18 protein-coding genes are annotated in these 18,300 nt (G+C 63.8%); 5 read left to right on the forward strand and 13 right to left on the reverse strand.

Annotated elements, in window-relative coordinates; all coding sequences use genetic code 11:
- Positions 1 to 263: 263 nt before the first annotated feature.
- The 9 genes from ACIQ3Q_RS10655 to ACIQ3Q_RS10695 form a co-directional block, all read right to left on the reverse strand.
- Positions 264 to 821 carry a TlpA family protein disulfide reductase gene (locus ACIQ3Q_RS10655; protein WP_396269053.1) on the reverse strand — a complete coding sequence of 186 codons (558 nt, stop codon included), beginning with the start codon at positions 819 to 821 and terminating at the stop codon, positions 264 to 266.
- Complete coding sequence (locus ACIQ3Q_RS10660) at positions 821 to 1,420, reverse strand: hypothetical protein (protein WP_396269054.1); 600 nt, start codon at positions 1,418 to 1,420, stop codon at positions 821 to 823. The genes ACIQ3Q_RS10655 and ACIQ3Q_RS10660 overlap by 1 nt, the downstream gene beginning before the upstream one ends.
- Positions 1,417 to 2,220 carry a transglycosylase domain-containing protein gene (locus ACIQ3Q_RS10665; protein ID WP_396269055.1) on the reverse strand — a complete coding sequence of 268 codons (804 nt, stop codon included), beginning with the start codon at positions 2,218 to 2,220 and terminating at the stop codon, positions 1,417 to 1,419. Before ACIQ3Q_RS10665 ends, ACIQ3Q_RS10660 begins: the two co-directional genes overlap by 4 nt.
- A complete protein-coding gene (gene aroE / locus ACIQ3Q_RS10670) occupies positions 2,217 to 3,062 on the reverse strand; it encodes a shikimate dehydrogenase (RefSeq protein ID WP_396269086.1) in 846 nt (281 codons plus the stop codon). The genes ACIQ3Q_RS10665 and aroE overlap by 4 nt, the downstream gene beginning before the upstream one ends.
- A 20-nt stretch (positions 3,063 to 3,082) precedes the next feature.
- Positions 3,083 to 3,979, reverse strand: a complete 897-nt coding sequence (locus tag ACIQ3Q_RS10675) for an energy transducer TonB (RefSeq protein WP_396269056.1) — start codon at positions 3,977 to 3,979, stop codon at positions 3,083 to 3,085.
- Positions 3,980 to 3,995: 16 nt separating this feature from the next.
- The gene (locus ACIQ3Q_RS10680) at positions 3,996 to 6,047 is read right to left on the reverse strand and encodes a ribonuclease catalytic domain-containing protein (RefSeq protein WP_396269057.1); all 2,052 of its coding nucleotides are present in this window, start codon (positions 6,045 to 6,047) and stop codon (positions 3,996 to 3,998) included.
- Between the two features lie 63 nt (positions 6,048 to 6,110).
- The gene (locus ACIQ3Q_RS10685; protein WP_396269058.1) at positions 6,111 to 7,517 is read right to left on the reverse strand and encodes a hypothetical protein; all 1,407 of its coding nucleotides are present in this window, start codon (positions 7,515 to 7,517) and stop codon (positions 6,111 to 6,113) included.
- Positions 7,518 to 7,608: 91 nt separating this feature from the next.
- Positions 7,609 to 8,349 (reverse strand): 3-oxoacyl-ACP reductase FabG, encoded by a 741-nt coding sequence (gene fabG, locus ACIQ3Q_RS10690; RefSeq protein WP_396269059.1) that lies wholly within the window; start codon positions 8,347 to 8,349, stop codon positions 7,609 to 7,611.
- Entirely contained in the window at positions 8,346 to 8,933 is a 588-nt protein-coding gene (locus tag ACIQ3Q_RS10695; protein ID WP_396269060.1) for a YqiA/YcfP family alpha/beta fold hydrolase, read from the reverse strand. The genes fabG and ACIQ3Q_RS10695 overlap by 4 nt, the downstream gene beginning before the upstream one ends.
- Positions 8,934 to 9,108: 175 nt before the next feature.
- Between ACIQ3Q_RS10695 and ACIQ3Q_RS10700 the strand changes: the two genes are divergently transcribed.
- Positions 9,109 to 11,775, forward strand: coding sequence for a zinc-dependent metalloprotease (locus tag ACIQ3Q_RS10700; protein ID WP_396269061.1), 2,667 nt, complete (start codon positions 9,109 to 9,111; stop codon positions 11,773 to 11,775).
- 49 nt (positions 11,776 to 11,824) lie between these two features.
- On the opposite strand, the gene mpl is transcribed toward ACIQ3Q_RS10700, so the two are convergent.
- From mpl to ACIQ3Q_RS10720, 4 genes are all read right to left on the reverse strand, one after another.
- A complete protein-coding gene (gene mpl, locus ACIQ3Q_RS10705) occupies positions 11,825 to 13,186 on the reverse strand; it encodes a UDP-N-acetylmuramate:L-alanyl-gamma-D-glutamyl-meso-diaminopimelate ligase (protein WP_396269062.1) in 1,362 nt (453 codons plus the stop codon).
- Positions 13,187 to 13,205: 19 nt separating this feature from the next.
- The gene (locus ACIQ3Q_RS10710; protein WP_396269063.1) at positions 13,206 to 14,045 is read right to left on the reverse strand and encodes a D-hexose-6-phosphate mutarotase; all 840 of its coding nucleotides are present in this window, start codon (positions 14,043 to 14,045) and stop codon (positions 13,206 to 13,208) included.
- A gap of 66 nt (positions 14,046 to 14,111) precedes the next feature.
- Positions 14,112 to 15,404 (reverse strand): glutamate-1-semialdehyde 2,1-aminomutase, encoded by a 1,293-nt coding sequence (gene hemL, locus ACIQ3Q_RS10715; RefSeq protein WP_396269064.1) that lies wholly within the window; start codon positions 15,402 to 15,404, stop codon positions 14,112 to 14,114.
- Positions 15,394 to 16,389, reverse strand: coding sequence for a hydroxymethylpyrimidine/phosphomethylpyrimidine kinase (locus ACIQ3Q_RS10720; RefSeq protein ID WP_396269065.1), 996 nt, complete (start codon positions 16,387 to 16,389; stop codon positions 15,394 to 15,396). Before ACIQ3Q_RS10720 ends, hemL begins: the two co-directional genes overlap by 11 nt.
- A gap of 188 nt (positions 16,390 to 16,577) precedes the next feature.
- Between ACIQ3Q_RS10720 and ACIQ3Q_RS10725 the strand changes: the two genes are divergently transcribed.
- The 4 genes from ACIQ3Q_RS10725 to ACIQ3Q_RS10740 all read left to right on the forward strand — a co-directional run bounded on the left by ACIQ3Q_RS10725 (position 16,578) and on the right by ACIQ3Q_RS10740 (position 18,219).
- Positions 16,578 to 16,730 (forward strand): rubredoxin, encoded by a 153-nt coding sequence (locus tag ACIQ3Q_RS10725; protein WP_081467630.1) that lies wholly within the window; start codon positions 16,578 to 16,580, stop codon positions 16,728 to 16,730.
- Positions 16,731 to 16,797: 67 nt separating this feature from the next.
- The gene (locus ACIQ3Q_RS10730) at positions 16,798 to 17,202 is read left to right on the forward strand and encodes a PleD family two-component system response regulator (protein WP_396269066.1); all 405 of its coding nucleotides are present in this window, start codon (positions 16,798 to 16,800) and stop codon (positions 17,200 to 17,202) included.
- A gap of 70 nt (positions 17,203 to 17,272) precedes the next feature.
- On the forward strand, positions 17,273 to 17,638 hold the full coding sequence (locus ACIQ3Q_RS10735) for a PleD family two-component system response regulator (RefSeq protein ID WP_396269067.1): 366 nt from the start codon (positions 17,273 to 17,275) through the stop codon (positions 17,636 to 17,638).
- Between the two features lie 32 nt (positions 17,639 to 17,670).
- Complete coding sequence (locus ACIQ3Q_RS10740; protein ID WP_396269068.1) at positions 17,671 to 18,219, forward strand: chemotaxis protein CheW; 549 nt, start codon at positions 17,671 to 17,673, stop codon at positions 18,217 to 18,219.
- Positions 18,220 to 18,300: the final 81 nt, after the last annotated feature.

The raw sequence follows: 18,300 nt of genomic DNA on the forward strand, positions 1-18,300 counted from the left end.
GACTTCGCATTTTGCGCTCTTCAGGCGGTAAATGCTATCTTTTCCCCGGCTCATTGGTATGTGCTTGCAACTTTGCTTGCGGCGGGCGGAGAAAAGGTTTTGGTGCTTGTTCGGTTCGGAAGGGGTGGACTTTACGCGTTTTGGAAGAAGATGGCCACTTGGGCTCTCAAAAAACCCATCCAGGTGAGAAATCAGGGTTTGCGCGCGCATCGACGCTGAAACAGGCTGCGGCTTGCTGGGCTGGACGGGGGACGAGGGGCTGGTCAGCGGATTGCGGCAGCCCACTGGGATAATTCTGAGGCCGTCGTGGCTCCCATTTTTTGCTGCACGATCTGACCACTGCCGTTGAGCAAGACCGAGAAGGGCAGGCCACCGCTGGGGTTGCCCAGAGCGCGCACAAGGTTCAATCCCTCGACACCCACAATGCCGATGGGAAAGCTGACCGGCGTTTGAGTCAAGAACTGTTTGACGGCGTCCAACTGATCCAGGGCCAGCCCCAGCACTTGCCAACCCTCGGCGCTGTGTGCTTTGGCAAAGGCATCAAGTTCCGGCATTTCTTTGACACAAGGCGGGCACCAAGTGGCCCAAAAGTTCACCAACAGCGGGCGCCCGCGCAGGCTGACCAAGGGTAGCTTGGCGCCGCCGGGTGTTAGCACTTCCTGTCGCCACAGCAGGTCAGTCGCCTCTGGGGAGGCTGCTTCAAGCTGATAGCGCCGCCATGCCAAGCCGGCCCCTGCCAGCAAGGCCAGCAACCCCGCCCCGACTAACACGCCTCGACGGGCGGCGGGGGATTCGGGCGGTGGTGTGGGGGTTTCAGTCATCACAGGCTCTCCGGGTTACTCAACAAGCGGCGCAGGGCGGTCAGGTCACCCCGCCAACTGCGGCCACGGCTGTCAGGTTTGAGGGCACCGCGCAGCTCATCATGGTCGTGGACGATGAAATGCAGGGTCACGGTGTCGTTCAGGGCACGGCTGAACTCGGCCACGGTTAACACGCCCAGGCCATCATCGGCCTCGCCGCCGTGGCTTTCGACATCGACACCGGCATTGAGAAACGCTATCTCGGCCGATTTCGGGTCGTCCACGTACAAATCAATCAGCACCGCCGACAGGCGGGTGGCTGTGCCTCGCCAGACGGCACCGCCCAGATGCGGTCGAAACGCCTCCAGGCGCTCCATCCACACCCCGGCCATCTCCCGCAGGTGGCGCAGCTCGGTGGGCTGAGTCTCGGCACAGAACAGGCGCAGATAGTCCCAGACCTCATCTTCCACGGCCTCGTTGCTGGGCAATTCGGCGCTGCGGCCCTGGCGGCGGCCGAGGTCGCGGGCGGCTTTGCGCTTGGCGGCGGCATAGTCCATGCCTTCTTCCACCACCAGGCGGGCGGCCTGGGCTGCAATCTCGAAGGTGGCTTGTTCACTCATGGCAACTCCACAGAGGACATGCGGGCCACGATGGTCGCTGTTCGGCCATTCATATAGGCGGAGTAGGGTTGGCGCTGGAGCCGCTTAGGCGCAGGCAGCATGACCGCCAAGCGGGCGGCTTGCTCGGCCGACACCTTGGCCGCTGAGCTGCGGTAGTAATGCTGGCTGGCCGCCTCGGCACCAAAGATGCCTGAGCCGAACTCCACATGGTTCAAGTAAAGGGTCAGGATGCGCTGCTTGTCGAGCAGGCCTTCCAACATAAAGGCCAGGAGCATCTCTTGGCCTTTGCGGGCAAAGGTGCGCTCACTCGATAAAAAGAGATTCTTGGCCAACTGCTGGGTGATGGTAGAGCCCCCCACCACCTTGGCCTCTATCTTTTTGGCAGGCGCGGCGCCCCCTTTGGCGGCGGCCTGCGCCGCACGTTTGGCTTGCTGGGCTTGCAGACGCTCGGCGCGGGCCTCGGCCTTTTCATTGCGCGAGAGGGCGGCCTCAATCGCGTCCCACTCCACACCCGGGTGGTCGGCAAAGCCCGCGTCTTCACTGGCGATCACGGCTCGGCGCAGGTGCTTGGAGAGCTGATCAGCGGGCACCCATTCCTGGCTCCACCGAAACTCAGCCTCTTCGCCCAGCAGCCGCACCGCTTCGCTGCGCTGAAAGCTGGTGGAGGCGGGGTCGATGACGGCCATGGCGGCGACGCGCAGCAAGAACCAGAGTTGCAAGCTCAGGGCACAGATCAAGACCAGTGCCAGCAAACGGCCCACCTGGGCCCAGACCGGGTGAGCTTGGCGTGCGCTGCTCATGGTTGCGGCGGGGTGGCGCTCACGGCGGCACGCAAGTCGGCCAGGACCTGCGTCGTCTGGGGCCGCACGCCCCGCCACACCCAGAAGGCCTCGGCGGCTTGCTCCACCAGCATGCCCAGGCCGTCACGGGCTTGGGCGCCCTGTGCGCGTGCCCAGTCCAAAAAAGGCTGGGCGGCAGGCCCGTACATCATGTCCACGGCCAAGCTGCCCGGGGCCAGCACGCGGTCGGGCACGGGGATGGCACCGCCGCTCAGGCTGCTGGCGCTGCCGTTGATGACCACGTCATAGGCGGCCTCTACGTCGGCCAAACCACCGTGGCTCAGGCTCACGCCATGCTGGTCGCCCCAAGCCTGGTGGCTGTGGATCAGCGCCCGCGCTTTGTCGGGGCTGCGGTTCACCACGCGGAGTGCCGACGGCCTTGCGGCGATCAGTGGCCCCAGCACACCCGCAGCGGCGCCCCCGGCGCCAACCAACAACACCCGCGTTCCCTGCAGCGGGCGTTGGCCGTGCAGCTCGATGTCGCGCACCAAGCCGACGCCATCGGTGTTGTCGGCCCACCAGCCTTCCGCATCAAAGCGCAAGGTGTTGGCGGCCTGGGCCATCTGCGCACGCTCGCTCTGGCGCGGGCACAAGGCAAAGGCCTCGAACTTGAAGGGCACGGTGATGTTGCAGCCCGCTCCGCCCTCGGCGGCGAAACGCCTGACCGTGCCCACAAAGTCGTCCATGGGGGCGAGCACGCGCTCATAGCTCAGCACCTGCTGCGTGGCCTGAGCAAAGGCCGCATGAATCCAGGGGGAGCGGCTATGCGCAACGGGGTTGCCGAGCACGGCGTAGCGGTCCATCGGCTCAGTCTGATCAGCGTTCACGGGGCGGGGCGGCCCGAGCCACCCGCACTCAGCGAGGTCTCCAGGCCATCGTTGGCAGTGAATCGAAAGCGCGAAGTCACCACAATCTCATCCGCCTGATTGCGCATGGCAGCACTGAAGGGGCCAAAAGGCCCCGCCGCATGGACGATGGCCATGGCATGGCGATTGAGATGCTTGGACTTGGCCGGGCGGATGATCTCGGCCTCGATGACATCGCCCACCGCATTGATGGTGATGTTCATCGTCAATTCGCCATAGAGCTTTTGGCCCTGGTAAGTGGGGAAGTCGCGTGTGCCTCGGTCTTCAATCTTGCGGCGCAGATTGTCGTAATAGACGGCGTAGACCTCTTCACGCGTGGCGGGGCTGATGTAGCGCTTCTTGGGCCGGGCGTTTTCTTCGTTGATGCGCTTTTCGATCTCGGCCAGCATGCGCAGCATCTGGCGGCGGCGCTCCTCGCGCTGGCTTTCCTCAGGCGAGGGAATAGGCCGCATCGGGTCGGGCGGCGGCAGCAGGGCTACTTCGCGCCGAATCTGGGCCAGCAGTTGCTGCTGCACGTCCTGCATCTGGTCGATCTGGCGCTGGTGGGTGTCTTCGGCCGCATCGCCAAACTGCTCGACCATGGAGGGCGGCAGGGGCGACGTCGCCCGACCTTGGTCGGCCTCTCCGCCGCCCGCCAGCGTGGCCTGGGCAATCGCCTGCGCCTTGCTGTTGAGCGCTTCTTCGCTGCGGGCATTGACCAGAATCACCTCCATGGGCGTGTCCTGGAAGATGCGGTTGAAGCGCTCGGGGTCGACAAAGCGCACGGTCAACAAGGCGACGTGAACGAGCGCAGACAACACCACCGCCACGGACATGGGCGTCACGTTCGAGAAGGCAGCACGAAGGCGAGACATGGTCAGGTGCGGTCTCTCAAGGGGTGTTGGCGGGCGGCGCAGCCTCGGCGTCGACTGCGGGCTCGTCCACCGCAATGGCCAAGGCCAAGCCTTCGGGTGCGGCCTCGTCGTCGCCTTCGTCCTCGCTGCCCTCTGGCGACGCAGACGAGGTGTCCTCCAATGCCGTGACCAAGCTGGCGTGGACCTCCAAGGTCAGCAAGTCCAAGCCCGTGATGCGCACCCGCACGCGGGTGTTTCGCGGCAGCGGCTCGCAGCCCAGGGCTCTGAAGACCAAGGGCAGGGTGTCGGCCCGCACCAGGCCTTCCTTCATCACGGCGGCATCCAGCTCGGTCACGCCGTTTTGTTCCAGCCAGCGCATCGTCCAATAACGCTCAATGCCAGACTGGAAGCTGTTGTAGGCCGAGTAAGCGCCATCAAAGCCCGAAATGATGGAAAACAGCATCGCGTCCTTGGGCTTGAAGGGCGCGGCCAGCGCCGCCGTCTTGCCATGGCGGGCGCAGGCAATGATCTGCCACTGGTTCACCAAATCGACATAGCGACGCAGCGGTGAGGTGGCCCAGGTGTATTGCGACACGCCCATGCCGGCATGGGGCGCGGGCTTGACGCCCATGCGCACCTTCACGCCCGGCGCCAGGCTGGCTTGGCTGCGGTAGATGCCGGGCACGCCCAGCTCGCCCAGCCAGCCACCCCAGGTGCTGTTGGCCAGGATCATGGCTTCGGAGACGATCAAGTCCAGCGGTGCGCCACGGCGCCGCTCGCTGATGCGCACGGTCTCGTCACCTTGCGGCTCGTCGGGGCTGCTGCCGTCGGCCCGCTCCAGCTTGAAGCTGTAGTCCGGGCGGTTAAACAGCTCAGGCTTGCCGCGCACCACTTCGCGCGCGGCCTTCAAATGCTTGGCCAGGCGGTGGCAAAACGCCAACTCGGTGGCAAACGGGTAGTCGGCCGGGGCTTCACCGCTGAGCGAGGCTTCGGTGACAAAGGCATCCAGCTTGTCGTGACGCAAGTTGGCGGCGATGGGCACGCGCTCCAAGCGGGTCTCGCTGCTTCGAATGGCCAGCGTGGCTTCGTCCATGCGGACATACAGGCTGACGGCCGGGCAGTCACGTCCCTCAACCAGGGTGTAGGCTTGCACCACGGCGTCGGGCAGCATGGTGATCTTGCCGCCCGGCATATAAACCGTGGAGAGCCGTTCGCGCGCCACTTTGTCCAGCGGCGAGTCGGGCAACAAGGCCAGGCCCGGGGCCGCAATGTGCACGCCAAAAGTGATGGTGCCGCTGCCCAAACCGGTGACGGACAAGGCGTCGTCAATCTCGGTGGTTTGCGAATCGTCGATCGAGAAGGCCTGCACAGCGGCCAGGGGCAGCTCGTCGGTGATGGGCGGGGCCTCCCAAGCTGCAAAGCGGTGGCCTTTGGGGAAAACCTCGAACAAGAAGCGCCGCCAGTGGAACTGGTAGGGGCTGGTGATGGCACCGGCGTCTTTCAGCAGATCGAGCGGCGCGCGCTGGCTGCGGCGGGCCGCCTCGACCACGGCCTTGTACTCGGGGCCGTTCTTGTCGGGCTTGAACAAAATCTTGTAGAGCTGCTCGGCGACGGCGGGCGGGCAGCGGCCCTCCACCAGCGCTTGCGCCCAGGCTTCAATCTCCAGGGCTTGCTGCTGCTTGCGCTCAATGGCCAGCAGAGCGGCTTTGACGATGTCTTCCGGCGCCTTCTTGAACTGGCCTTTACCAGCGCGGCGGAAGTAATGCGGCGCCTCGAACAGACGGAACAGTGCGGCAGCTTGCTGCTCGACCGTGGCTTGCGCAGAGAAATACTCACGCGCCAGGTCGGCAAAGCCGAACTCGCCTTCGGGGGCAAACTCCCAGGCCAAGTCCAGGTCGATCTCTGGCGCCAGCGACTGCGCAGCGCTGATCAGCGCCGCGGGTGCGGGCTTGTCAAAGCGCAGCAGCACGTTCGCGGTTTTGACTTTGACGCGCTTGCCGGAATCCAGCTCGATCTGCATCGAGCTGTCGGCTTCAGACATCACACGGCCGGCCAGGAATTTGCCAGCGTCATCGTAGAGGGCATACATCACCGGCGGATTGTCGCCGATTGGGGTCCCTCATTCGTGAAACAGGGTGTGATGCATCACCGCTCAGGGCAGGGGGATGACACTGGCATTGAGCGAGCCGACGGTGCGGTCGAAGCGCCATTGCTTTTTGGTCGCCGCCTCCACCAGCAGCGTGACGGTGCCGCGACACGCCGGGCCGCTGTGGCTGAGGGTGACTTTGCCCTGGGTATTGGTCTTGCCCGTCACGGTTTGGTTCAGACCATAGCTGTCCAGATAGCGGCCTTTGACGGTGACCGCGGCCTGAGGGTTACCCGCCGCATCCGTCACCGTGGCGACGGTCTGGACTTTCTGGCGCGCTTTGGGGGTGCAGGAGCCTGGCGCTGCGGGGTCACTGATGAAGGTGCTGCTGATGCTCAAGGGGCCGACCCGCAAGCAGGCGCCGGTGCAAGGGGCAGCGTCAACCGCACGGGCCAGTCGAGTCACCGTGCCCAGCGTGACGGCCACCACATGACGGCCTTGGGCATCTCGCCCTGCTGTCGAGAGCAGACCCACCGAGCTGTAAGCCGGTGAGAGCTGCCCCTGCAGTGCTTGAGGTTGGCCGCTGGGGCCTTGCGCCAAGATGGCGCCACCCAGCCCAGAGCCCAACACCGTGGCGTCGGCTTCCAGGCTGCTGACCCCGAGGTTGTGCAGGGGCAGCGCTGCTCCCAGGGCTTGCCATTGCTGGCTGGCTTCCAGCCAGCGGTGCATCCCCCCCAGGCTGCTGGAAGAGGCGGTGGTCAAGAGCACGCCTGCCAGGTCGCCGCTGTCGTTGATGCGCAAGGACTGCCCGGTGGGGGCGCGGTAGCCGGTAGGTGGCGCTGGCAGGCTGGAGACGGTACTGGGGTCACCCAAGCGGTAGCGGTGCTCATCGGCCACCACCCAGCCTTGCGGGCTGATGCGCCAGGGGCGGCTGGCCGGATAGCCCTGGACGCTCAAGTCTGTCAGGCCGCTGGCGGCCGTCCACACAAAGGGCTTGGTACTGACAAAAGGGGTGAGGGCATAGCCGATCACCCGTTCCTGGGCATCGACGCCGGTCGCGGCCGATTGGGCCAGCCCCAGCAGGCCGAGCTCTTGGAGTGCATAGCTTGTGCCGGTCCATTGCCAGACCACGGCTTTGGCATTGGAGCCATAGTCGGTCAGCAAGCCCACCACCATGCCGCTGGGTGAGAGAGCCGCCGGGGCGGCGTACAGGCTGGCTTGCGTGGGCAGGCGCAAGGACTGGCCGTCACGCCATACTGCGGGCAGGGTTTCGGGCGCACACTGCGTGGGGTTACCGCAGGGCCAGGTTTGCTGATAGCCCAGGATGTGCCCCTGGGCATTCACGCTGATGGGCGAGGCGTTGGCGTCCACCAAGTCCAGCACCAGGGTTTGGGCGCTGGCTGCGCTGGCACACCAGAACAAGCTCAAGCCATAAGCTAAGCGGGTCAAAGCGGGCGTGATGGGGTGGGACATGGAGTCTCCGATTCATAAATGTGCAAATTGCACGTATGAATCATGCCCCAGTTCCTAGGCTTGGACTAGCGCGCTTATCGGGGGAGTTGTTTCAAACGGTGAGTCCGCCAGACACCTCAATCACCGCCCCATTGACATAGCTGGCTTCGTCACTGGCCAAAAAGGCATAGACATTGGCGATCTCCTCCGGCTGGCCCAGGCGGCGCAGGGGCACTTCGGCGCACATTTCCTGTAGCACTTTGTCGGGGATGGTCGACAGGATGGGTGTCTCCACGAAGCCCGGGGCGACGGCATTGACCCGCACACCCTTGGGACCCAATTCGCGGCTCCAGGTCTTGGTGAAGCCGATGACGCCGAATTTAGCGGCGGCATAGTTGGTCTGGCCAAAGTTGCCGTAAATGCCCACCACACTGGAGGCGTTCAAGATCACGCCGCTGCCTTGCAGGACCATGGTGTCGGCCACGGCTTGGGCGCAGTGAAACACGCCGCGTAGGTTGACATCAATGACGGCATCAAACTGCTCCAGGGTCATCTTTTGCAAGCGGGCGTCGCGGGTGATGCCGGCGTTGTTGACCAGCACATCAATGCGGCCGTGCAACGCCTTGACGGCCGCCACCATGGCGTCCACCTGGTCGCGCTGGGTGACATCAACGGTATGGCCTTCGGCTTGGGCGCCTAAGGCGCGGCATTGCGCCACGGCGGCGGCCACGGCTTCGGCTTGGCGGTCGCAGACGATGACCACGGCGCCCTCGCGGGAAAACTTCAAAGCGGTGGCCAGGCCAATGCCTTGGGCGGCCCCGGTGACGATGGCAATCTTGTGGGCGAGTCTCATGGTGTCAGTTCCAGAAAGTTCATGACAAAGGGCAGATGGTCTTCAAAGTCGGAGAGGGCGTGGTCGCCGCCCTCGAGCAGGCGAATCTGGGCGCCTTGATAGCGGGCGCTCATTTCGCGCCAATCTAGCAACTCGTCGCCCTTGGCGATGACGGCCGCATAACGCCCAGGCTCAGCCAGCGCAGGGGCTTGCATGGCGATTAACTCGTCCACATGCTGGGGCAAGAAATCGAAGGCGGTGGCCGGGTCGTGCCAGTGAGTGTGGTGGCCAATGTGCTGGGCCAAATCGCGCTCGGGGTGGATGGCAGGGTTCAGCACCACAGCCTGGCAGCCGCGCTGCTCGGCCAAGACCGTGGCATAAAAGCCGCCCAGCGAGCTGCCCATGACAGCCATGCTGGCCGTGGGCCAGGCCGCCACACCGTGGCGAATCAATGCCATGGCCTGGGCCGGAGAGGGCGGCAACTGAGGCAGCCACAAGGTCAGGTCAGGGTGGTGTTGCGCCAGCCATCTCGCCACGATTTGGGCTTTGGCAGAGCGGGGTGAAGAGCGAAATCCGTGCAGGTACAGCAAATGGGTTAAAGCCATGCGCTCAGTTTACGGGAGGGATTCCGGATTGACGCCGCGCAGGGGCTGACGCACAGTCTGGGCAGTGCGTTGTCCCCCCAAAGACTTCGCCCAGTGGCGCTCATCCAGTGCCCTGTCTGGTTTGAACCCGCCACGGATCTGGCGGGTTTGTTGTTTGTCCCAGCATTTTTAAGTCATGCCACAACACTCCTTGTCTCGCCCCCGCTCGTTTGCGTTGACGGCCTTGGCCGCTTCTTTGATGTGGGCCGCCGCCAGCAGCGCTTGGGCGCAAAAGCCGCCTGCGCCCCCAGCCGCAGCGGCGTCGGGGGCGGCAGCGCCTGCCGCTAGGCCCCCGGCCGACCCCACCGCCCCCAAGCCCTTTGCGGACGTGATCAAAGACGCCAAACAGCAGGACGGTTATTTGCCGGTGTGGCGCAAGGATGACAAGGTTTGGCTGGAGATCCCCGAGGCGGTGATGGGCCAGGACTTGATGTTCACGGCCAACGTCAGTCAATCGATCGGGGAGCGCGGTCTCTACGCCAGCCAGATGGGACCGGACTGGGTGGTTCAGTTCCGACGTGTGGGCAATGCCCTGCAATTGGTGGCCCGCAATATGGCCTACCGAGCCGGGGAAGATGCCGCCACCAAGGCCTCGGTGCAACAGGCGTTCTCGGACAGCCTCTTGGCGGCGGCACCTGTGGCCAGTGCGCCGCATCCTGAGCGCAAGTCGGTGCTGGTCGATGCCAGCTTTTTGCTTTCCGACATCATGGGCTACAGCACACGCATTGAATATGCGTTCCGCCTGCCCTATGGCTTTGACCGCAGCAACTCGAACATCGAAAAGGCGCGGGCCGATGCTGAGCTCACCACCCTCAATGTGCGCATGCACTTTGCGACGCCGAAGCTGCCTGCACCGCCGATGACGCCCAGCCCTGTGCCCATGCCGCCGCCGCCCAAAACCACCCCCGATGCGCGCAGCTTTTTTGTGGGTGTGGTCTACAGCTTTGCACCCCTGCCCAAAGTGGCCATGGCGCCCCGCCTCGCGGACCCTCGGTTGGGCCATTTCACCGAAGCCTTCACGGATTTCAGTGGTGACATGAAGCCCAATCAGCGGGTGCACTACATCACCCGCTGGCGCATGGAAAAGAAAGACCCCAAGGCAGCGGTGTCAGAGCCTGTCAAGCCCATCACGTTCTGGCTCGATCGCAACATCCCAGTCCGATACCGCGCCTCTGTGGAGGCGGGTGTACTGGAGTGGAACAAGGCCTTTGAAAAAATCGGCTTCAAGAATGCGCTGGTGGCGAAGCAACAGCCCGACGATGCGGACTTTGACACCCTGGACGCCAGCCATGCCTCTATCCGCTGGTTTGTGGGCGCCGATGTGGGCTTTGCCATTGGCCCCTCTAAGGCAGACCCACGCTCGGGCGAGATTTTGGATGCCGACATTGGCATGAGCGATGTCTTTGCCCGAGGCTCGCGCCGATTGGTGGTCGAGGACTTGGCCTCTACCAGCGATCAGCGCTTGGCGAACCTGATGAACCAACATCGCGAGGGCCAAACCTGTACCTATGCCCACGAGGCTGCAGGCGAATTGCAGATGGCTCTTGATTTGCTGGAAGCCCGTGGCGACGTAGCTCCTGACAGCCCTGAGGCCGAAGCCATCGTGCAGCAGGTCATCAAAGACACCATCATGCATGAGGTAGGTCACACCCTGGGCCTGAAGCACAACTTCAAGGCCTCCACCACCATCACGCGAGAGCAATTGCGCAGCAAGTCCTTCACTGAGGCTCGGGGTATCTCCGGCTCGGTGATGGATTACAACGCCTACAACCTCTCGCTGCGCGGTGAAGCCCCCTCCACACTGAACAACACCACCTTAGGCCCCTACGATTACTGGGCCATTGAGTACGCCTACAAGCCGGTGGATGCGCAGAATGAAGCGGCCGAGTTGGCGCGCATTGCCGCTCGCAGCACCGAACCCGCCCTGGCATTTGCCGACGATGCCGATGCGGATGGCCCGGCCGGTGTGGACCCGACGGTCAACCGCTTTGACTTGGGGGATGACCCGCTGGCTTGGTACCAACGCCGCCTGAGTCTCTCGCGCGAGCTGTGGCAGCGTGTGCAGGCGCGTACCCCCAAGGTGGGTGATGACCCACTGCGGACGCGTCGCGTGCTGAGCAGCGGCTTCCGGCAGTTGATGGTCATGCCCGACTTGGTCAGCAAATACGTGGGCGGACTCTACATCGTGCGCGAGTTGCCTGGGCCGAGCCAGTCCATTTACAAGCCTGTAGAAACCGCGCGCCAGCGTGAAGCGCTGAAGTTCATCACGGACGCCTTCTTCAAGGTCGACAGCTTCAGCTTCCGCCCAGAGTTCCTGGCCCAAGCCGGCCCAGATTACGTCGAATGGGACCGCTCCGGCCCGATCAGCATTCCGGATACCGTACTGCAATTGCAGACGCGTACGCTGGACCGGCTGATGGCTGCAGGTACCGCGCGCCGTGTGCTGGACCAAACCGCTTATCTGCCTGAAGCACAACGCAAGAGTGCACTGGGTTTGGCCGAGGTCTATGGCACGGTGCAAAGCGCGGTGTGGGCTGAGCTTAAGGGCAGTGGCGAGGTGGACCGCATGCGCCGCAACTTGCAGCGTGAGCACCTGAAGCGCGTGCAAGGCCTGTTGACCCGCACCGACGCCAGCATGCCGGCCGACGCCGTCAGTCTGGTGCGCTGGCATGCCGAGCGCTTGCAAAGCGATCTGCGCGGCGCCTTGGGCAAACCAGGCTTGTCGGTGGACACCCGAGCCCACCTGCAAGAAAGCCTGGGCCGCCTGACCGAAAGCCTGCGCGCCACCATGCAGCGCAGTTGAGCGCTTGAAAGGGCAGGGAGGCTGCGGTGCGCGGCCTCCTGACCCTTGCTTAGGTGGGGGTGTGAGCCAAGGCAGCCAGCAGCTTGTCGTGGATGCCGCCAAAGCCGCCATTGCTCATGCACAGCACATGGTCGCCAGGTCGGGCGGCCTTGACGACGGCGGCGATGAGTTTGTCCAGCGTGTCGCAAACCACGGCCTGTGGCCCCATGGGGCTGAGGGCTTGGGCGGCGTCCCAGCCCAGGTTGGCGCTGTGGCAAAACGCCAGGTCCGCCTCTTCCAAAGACCACGGTAGTTGGGCCTTCATTTGGCCCAGCTTCATGGTGTTGGAGCGCGGCTCAAACACCGCCAGGATGCGGGCATGGCCCACTTTACGGCGCAGGCCGTTGACGGTGGTGCGGATGGCGGTGGGGTGGTGGGCAAAGTCGTCGTAGACGGTGACGCCACCGGCCTCACCGCGCTGCTCAAGGCGGCGGCGCACGTTCTGGAATGTGGCCAAAGCGGCGGCGCTTTGCTCTGGGCTGACGCCCACATGCTCGGCCGCTGCGATGGCTGCCAGGGCATTGAGTTGGTTGTGTTCGCCCAGCATCTCCCATTCCACGCGGGCAATCTTCATGGCGCCGCGCAGCACGTCAAAGGCATGCGGCTCACCGCGGGCGCGCAGGGTGCCGGGCTCTTCTTTGCGGGCGCCAAAGCGCACCACTTCGCTCCAGCAGCCGCGTTGCAGCACGCGCTGCAAACTCTCTTCACGCGCGTTGACCACCAAGCGGCCTTGGGCGGGCACGGCGCGCACCAAATGGTGGAACTGGGTTTCGATGGCGGCCAGGTCGGCAAAGATGTCGGCGTGGTCGAACTCCAGGTTGTTCAGGATCGCCGTGCGCGGGCGGTAGTGCACAAACTTGGAGCGCTTGTCGAAAAACGCGGTGTCGTACTCGTCGGCCTCAATCACAAAGCTTGAGCCTTCGCCCAAGCGGGCCGACACCTGGAAGTTCTGCGGCACGCCGCCTACAAGGAAGCCCGGCTTCAGGCCCGCGTGTTCCAAGATCCAGGCCAGCATGGAGGTGGTCGTGGTCTTGCCATGCGTGCCCGCCACCGCCAAGACATGGCGGCCTTGCAGCACATGCTCGGCCAGCCACTGCGGGCCGCTGATGTAAGGCAGACCGGCATTGAGCACGGCTTCCATCAGCGGGTTGCCCCGTGTGACCACATTGCCAATGACGTAGAGGTCTGGCTGCAGCGCGGTCTGCTCAGCCCCGTAGCCCTCGATGAGGTCAATGCCCAAGGCTCTGAGCTGATCGCTCATCGGTGGGTAGACGTTGGCATCGCAGCCGGTCACACGGTGGCCGGCTTCGCGGGCCAGAGCGGCCAGGCCGCCCATGAAGGTGCCGCAGATTCCGAGGATATGAATGTGCATGGTGTCCCTGCAAAAACGTTCAGCAGCTCAGGGTCTGCATGCCCACCCATTCGTCGCCGGGCATCACGGTGACGGGCTCGCGCACACAGGCGGCTTCAACGCACAACATCTGCGTCCAATCAGCATCAGGCATGTCCGACAGTGCGGCCGCGCCTTCAGCGCCGGGGTTCCAGACCACCACGTCTTCAAAGCCACTGAGTTGCAGATCGACACGACGACCCAGCTCGCGCAGCACCAAGGGCTGGCCCTGGTGGCGGTAGATGCGGTCGATGGGGCCGATCACGCTCACCACATCACCCCACTGCTGGTGAAACTCACCCTTGAGGCAATCTTCGTAGTGGCAGGTTTGCAGGCCTTCCAACTGGGCCTTGAGCACGTCATTGCAGCGCAAATAGGTGTGCAAGGCCGCAGTGAAATCCAGCGGGGTGTCGCCCGTGTTGGTCACCGCCAGCTCAATCTCCAGCGTGTTGGCGACCACTGAGAAAGTCAGCTCCAGCGAGAAGGGCTGCGGCCAGATGGCCAAGGTTTCTTCGGTGCTGTCAAAGCGCAGCACGCCCAAGGCATGGCCACCGCGCACCACCGACTCCACGGGCGTCCAAGCCCGTGTGCGGACCAAGCCATGGCGCGGCAAGGGGCCGCGCTCATTGAACTGCGGAAAGATCACCGGCATGCCGCCCCGCACCGAGGCTCCGGCGCCATAGCGGGCGGTGGGCGAGAGGTAAAGCTGCTCACCTTGGCCCAGCGGCACCCACGACACCAAGTGCCCGCCATGCAGCAGAACAATCGCGGTGGAGCCATCGGGTGCGCGCAGGCGCAGGGCCTCTTGGCCTTGGAAATCGACAAGCTTGAGGTCAGACATGGGGGTCATCAAAAAAGGCCGATCCGCCTGACCGGTGAACCCGGTCAGGCCTGGACTTGAGCGTGCTCACAGGCTGGCAAAAGACTCGCGCGCAGCGGCCAAGGTGGCTGCAATGTCAGCGTCGCTGTGGGCGGCCGAAACAAAGCCAGCTTCATACAGGGCGGGGGCCAAGTAGACCCCGCGATCCAGCATGGCGTGGAAAAAGCGGTTGAAGCGTTCTTTGTCGGTGGCCATCACGGTGGCGTAGTTCTGCGGCAGGCTGTCGGTGAAGAAGAAGCCGAACATGCCGCCTTCGCTATCACTGCTCCAGGCCACGCCGGCGTCTTTGGCGGCAGCGTCCAAGCCTTGACGCAGGGTTTGGGTCTTGGCGGACAGGCCTTCAAAAAAGCCAGGCTTGGTGATCTCGCGCAGCGTGGCCAAGCCACAGGCTGTGGCCACGGGGTTGCCCGACAAAGTGCCAGCTTGGTAGACACCGCCCAGTGGCGCCAGGTTCTGCATGATCTTGCGTGAGCTGCCAAAGGCCGCCAGCGGCATGCCGCCGCCGATGACTTTGCCGAAGACCGAGATGTCCGGCGCAAAGCCGGGCAGGGCGCGCGCGTAAACGCTCTGGGCCGAGCCCAACGCCACGCGGAAGCCGGTCATCACCTCGTCGAAGACGAAGAGCGCACCGTACTGATCGCACAACTCGCGGATGCGTTTCACAAAGGGCACACTGGCGCGCACAAAGTTCATATTGCCCGCGATGGGCTCGATCATCACGCAGGCAATCTCGCTGCCCTGGGTTTGGAAGGCGGCTTCGATCTGCTCAATATTGTTGTACTCGAGCACCAGGGTGTGCTGCACCACTTCAGGCGGCACACCTGCGCTGGTGGGGTGGCCGAAGGTGGCCAGGCCCGAACCCGCCTTGACCAGCAGGGCGTCGGCATGGCCGTGATAGCAGCCTTCAAACTTGATGATCTTGCTGCGGCCAGTGGCGCCACGCGCCAGGCGGATGGCGGTCATGCCGGCTTCGGTGCCGGAGCTGACCAAGCGCACCTGCTCGATGCTGGGGACTTGGGCGATGATGGCCTCGGCCAGCTCGACCTCGCGCTCGGTGGGGGCGCCAAAGCTGAAGCCTTCGCGGGCGGCGGCCTGCACCGCCTCCAACACGGCGGGGTGGCCGTGGCCCAGGATCATCGGGCCCCAGGAGCCGATGTAGTCGATGTAACGCTGGCCCTCGGCATCCCACATATAGGGGCCTTCGGCCCGCGCGATAAAGCGGGGGGTGCCGCCGACGGCACGGAACGCACGCACGGGCGAATTAACGCCGCCAGGGATGGACTGCTGTGCCCGCTCAAACAACTGCACATTAGTGGACACGGCGAGGGCCTCCAGGGGGAAGATTGGCAAGTTCACCGCCTTCGGGGGCGGCATCGTCATCAGGCAAGGGCAGGCCATCGGGGCCGAGCATCAGCTCTTCGTCCTCCGGTGGCAGGGCCCAGAAAAAGCGATCGGGCACCACATTGCCCATGCCGGGCCTGAAGCCGGCGTCCAGGCTTTGGTCCAAGAACTGCAGGGCTTCGCCCACAGCGGCTTGTAGCTCACTGCCGACGGCCAGCAGCGAGGCCAGGGCCGACGACAAGGTGTCGCCCGCACCGATGAAGCTGACCTCGAACAGCTCGAATTTTTCGCCCGTCAAAGCGCCTTGGGCCGAGGCCAGCACGTTGTCGATGAACTGGTTCTGGCCTTTGTTGACCGACTTATTGGGCAGCATCACGCCGGTCACCAGCACAAAGGGCGCGCCGTGTTCGGCGGCGGCCACCGCCAGCTCGCGCGGCGAGGCCGGGCGGTCAGCGTCCCAGTCGGGCAGCAGAAAGTCGGTCAGGGTCTTGTGGTTACCGACCAGCACGGCGCTGGCGGGCAAGATCAGTTCTCTGAAGGCGTCCAGATAGCTCTGCTGCTCATCGTCTTCCATCCAAGAAAGATTGGGCAGGTAAGACACCAGGGGCAGCTCGGCATAGTCCGACAACACCTCGGCCACGGCGCTGACGTTCTCAGCCGAGCCCAAGAAACCCACCTTGAAGCCCGAGGCCGTCACGTCCTCCAAGACGCTGCGGGCTTGCTCGACGATGGCGTCGGCGTCGATGACATGCTGGTCAAAGACCTCGGCGGTGTCGCGCATCAAAACACTGGTGACCACCGGCAAGGGGTGGGCGCCCATGGCAGAGATGGTGGAGATGTCACCGCTCAGGCCGCTCGCGCCAGACGGGTCGCTGGCATTGAAGCTCATCACGCAGGCGGGCGGTGCTTGATCTTGGATCAGCTCCTGGGCGCCATCGGCGCTGGGGATGGGGGCTGTGGTCATGAGAGAAGGGCCGGTTGGAGGAAGGTGTCGTCGAGTCGAGGCAATGAGCCGGCCGGAACGGGCTAAGCAGTCGTAGTTTGTAGCATCTGTTCCTATAAACCCTTGGCAGTGCGCCCTGGGCCGTGGCTACAATCAACGACGATTGTAGTGACCTGGTGAAACCGACCGTGAGCGAATCTCGAACCTGGATGTGCCTGATTTGTGGATGGATCTACGACGAGGCTGCGGGCGACCCCGAGCATGGCATAGCAGCGGGTACGGCCTGGGCGGATGTGCCTATGAATTGGACCTGCCCTGAGTGCGGCGCCCGCAAGGAAGACTTCGAAATGGTTGAAATCTAGCCCCAAGCCTGCTTTCAAACCCCATTAAAACAAAACACGATGCACCGCCACCGTTGGGAAGGTTGAAGTGAGTGAACCCCATCCTTCGGATCTCTCGTCCCCTATTCGGGTGCTGGTGATCGACGACAGCAACACCATCCGCCGCAGCGCGGAGATCTTCTTGCGCCAGGCTGGCCATGAAGTGATCTTGGCTGACGATGGCTTTGATGCCCTGGCCAAGGTCAACGATCATCAGCCGCAACTGATTTTTTGCGACATCCTGATGCCGCGCCTCGACGGCTATCAAACCTGCGCCATCATCAAGCGCAACCCGCGCTTTGCCCAGGTGCCCGTCATCATGCTGTCCTCCAAAGACGGCGTGTTTGACAAGGCGCGCGGCCGCATGGTGGGCTCGGACGATTACCTCACCAAGCCCTTTACCAAGGAACAGTTGCTGCGCGTGGTGACCCAGTTTGGCGCTGTGGCTGCTTGAGCCGTAGGCCCTTGGGCTTGTTTGATTCCCTGTATTTCGCGATACCCCCGGTATCTCCGAGGATTTAGCCATGACCATCCGCAACATCCTGTTGGTTGACGATTCCAAGACCGAGTTGCATTACCTCAGTGGCCTGCTCACTCAGCATGGCTATGCTGTGCGCACGGCCGAGACTGGCGATGAAGCCATGCGTTTGTTGTCTGAGGCCAAGCCGGACCTGATCCTGATGGACGTGGTGATGCCTGGCAAGAATGGTTTTCAGCTGACGCGCTCTATCACCCGGGACCCGCGCTACGCCGATGTGCCGGTGATCATGTGCACCAGCAAGTCTCAAGAGACCGACCGCGTCTGGGGCTTGCGTCAAGGTGCACGGGACTATGTGGTCAAGCCTGTCCAGGCCGAAGATTTGGTCTCCAAAATCAATGCGCTGGGCTGACGCTTCAACTTTGAACCCGACTGTTCCGCACCATGGCCAATAAGGACGCTCTCAGAGACCTGCAAGTTCGCTTGGCCAACCGGCTGCGCGAAGCCCGTGAGCAACCGCGCCAGGTGGGCTGGTTGGCGGTGGAGTGCGGCGGCAATGGTTTGCTGATGCCGCTGGCCCAGGCGGGTGAAATCCACCCCGTGGGCCGCATCACCGCCGTGCCCCATGCCAAGCCTTGGTTGGCTGGCGTCGCGAATTTGCGGGGCGAACTGTATGCCGTCGTGGATTTGCCCCTGTTTTTGGGTTTGCAAGAGGGGGGGAGGAATCCAGGCCCCACTCAAGGTCAGTTGGTGGCCCTGAATGCCTCCTTGAATTTGAATGCCGCACTGCGGGTCGACCGATTGGTGGGCTTGCGCGATCCCGAGCACATGACGGTGGAGCACAGCGACGCTCCCCGTCCCGGCTTTGTGTCGGCAGGCTGGCGCGATGCCCAAGGCCGGCTGTGGCAGGCCTTGGACCTGGCCCAGATGGCCAACGACCCCGCCTTCTTGGACGTGGCTCACCGGCCCCAGGCGTCCACGATCAAGCAGTAAGAGGATGACATGAGTCTGATTGACCGATTCCGAGGCGCCCAGCGTCCCCAGGCCGATGCCGGCTCCAAAGCCGCTGCACCG

The sequence above is a fragment of the Ideonella sp. genome (genome assembly GCF_044358605.1).
In the GTDB taxonomy this organism is placed as follows: domain Bacteria; phylum Pseudomonadota; class Gammaproteobacteria; order Burkholderiales; family Burkholderiaceae_C; genus Ideonella.

Bases quoted from the DNA above. Each gene is read 5' to 3' on its own strand.
- mpl (WP_396269062.1), bottom strand. From the start codon at position 13,186: ATGCACATTCATATCCTCGGAATCTGCGGCACCTTCATGGGCGGCCTG.
- ACIQ3Q_RS10710 (WP_396269063.1), bottom strand. From the start codon at position 14,045: ATGTCTGACCTCAAGCTTGTCGATTTCCAAGGCCAAGAGGCCCTGCGC.
- ACIQ3Q_RS10700 (WP_396269061.1), top strand. From the start codon at position 9,109: ATGCCACAACACTCCTTGTCTCGCCCCCGCTCGTTTGCGTTGACGGCC.
- ACIQ3Q_RS10685 (WP_396269058.1), bottom strand. From the start codon at position 7,517: ATGTCCCACCCCATCACGCCCGCTTTGACCCGCTTAGCTTATGGCTTG.
- ACIQ3Q_RS10740 (WP_396269068.1), top strand. From the start codon at position 17,671: ATGGCCAATAAGGACGCTCTCAGAGACCTGCAAGTTCGCTTGGCCAAC.
- ACIQ3Q_RS10725 (WP_081467630.1), top strand. From the start codon at position 16,578: ATGTGCCTGATTTGTGGATGGATCTACGACGAGGCTGCGGGCGACCCC.
- ACIQ3Q_RS10680 (WP_396269057.1), bottom strand. From the start codon at position 6,047: ATGTATGCCCTCTACGATGACGCTGGCAAATTCCTGGCCGGCCGTGTG.
- ACIQ3Q_RS10655 (WP_396269053.1), bottom strand. From the start codon at position 821: ATGACTGAAACCCCCACACCACCGCCCGAATCCCCCGCCGCCCGTCGA.
- ACIQ3Q_RS10695 (WP_396269060.1), bottom strand. From the start codon at position 8,933: ATGGCTTTAACCCATTTGCTGTACCTGCACGGATTTCGCTCTTCACCC.
- ACIQ3Q_RS10665 (WP_396269055.1), bottom strand. From the start codon at position 2,220: ATGAGCAGCGCACGCCAAGCTCACCCGGTCTGGGCCCAGGTGGGCCGT.
- ACIQ3Q_RS10675 (WP_396269056.1), bottom strand. From the start codon at position 3,979: ATGTCTCGCCTTCGTGCTGCCTTCTCGAACGTGACGCCCATGTCCGTG.
- ACIQ3Q_RS10660 (WP_396269054.1), bottom strand. From the start codon at position 1,420: ATGAGTGAACAAGCCACCTTCGAGATTGCAGCCCAGGCCGCCCGCCTG.
- ACIQ3Q_RS10735 (WP_396269067.1), top strand. From the start codon at position 17,273: ATGACCATCCGCAACATCCTGTTGGTTGACGATTCCAAGACCGAGTTG.
- aroE (WP_396269086.1), bottom strand. From the start codon at position 3,062: ATGGACCGCTACGCCGTGCTCGGCAACCCCGTTGCGCATAGCCGCTCC.
- fabG (WP_396269059.1), bottom strand. From the start codon at position 8,349: ATGAGACTCGCCCACAAGATTGCCATCGTCACCGGGGCCGCCCAAGGC.
- ACIQ3Q_RS10720 (WP_396269065.1), bottom strand. From the start codon at position 16,389: ATGACCACAGCCCCCATCCCCAGCGCCGATGGCGCCCAGGAGCTGATC.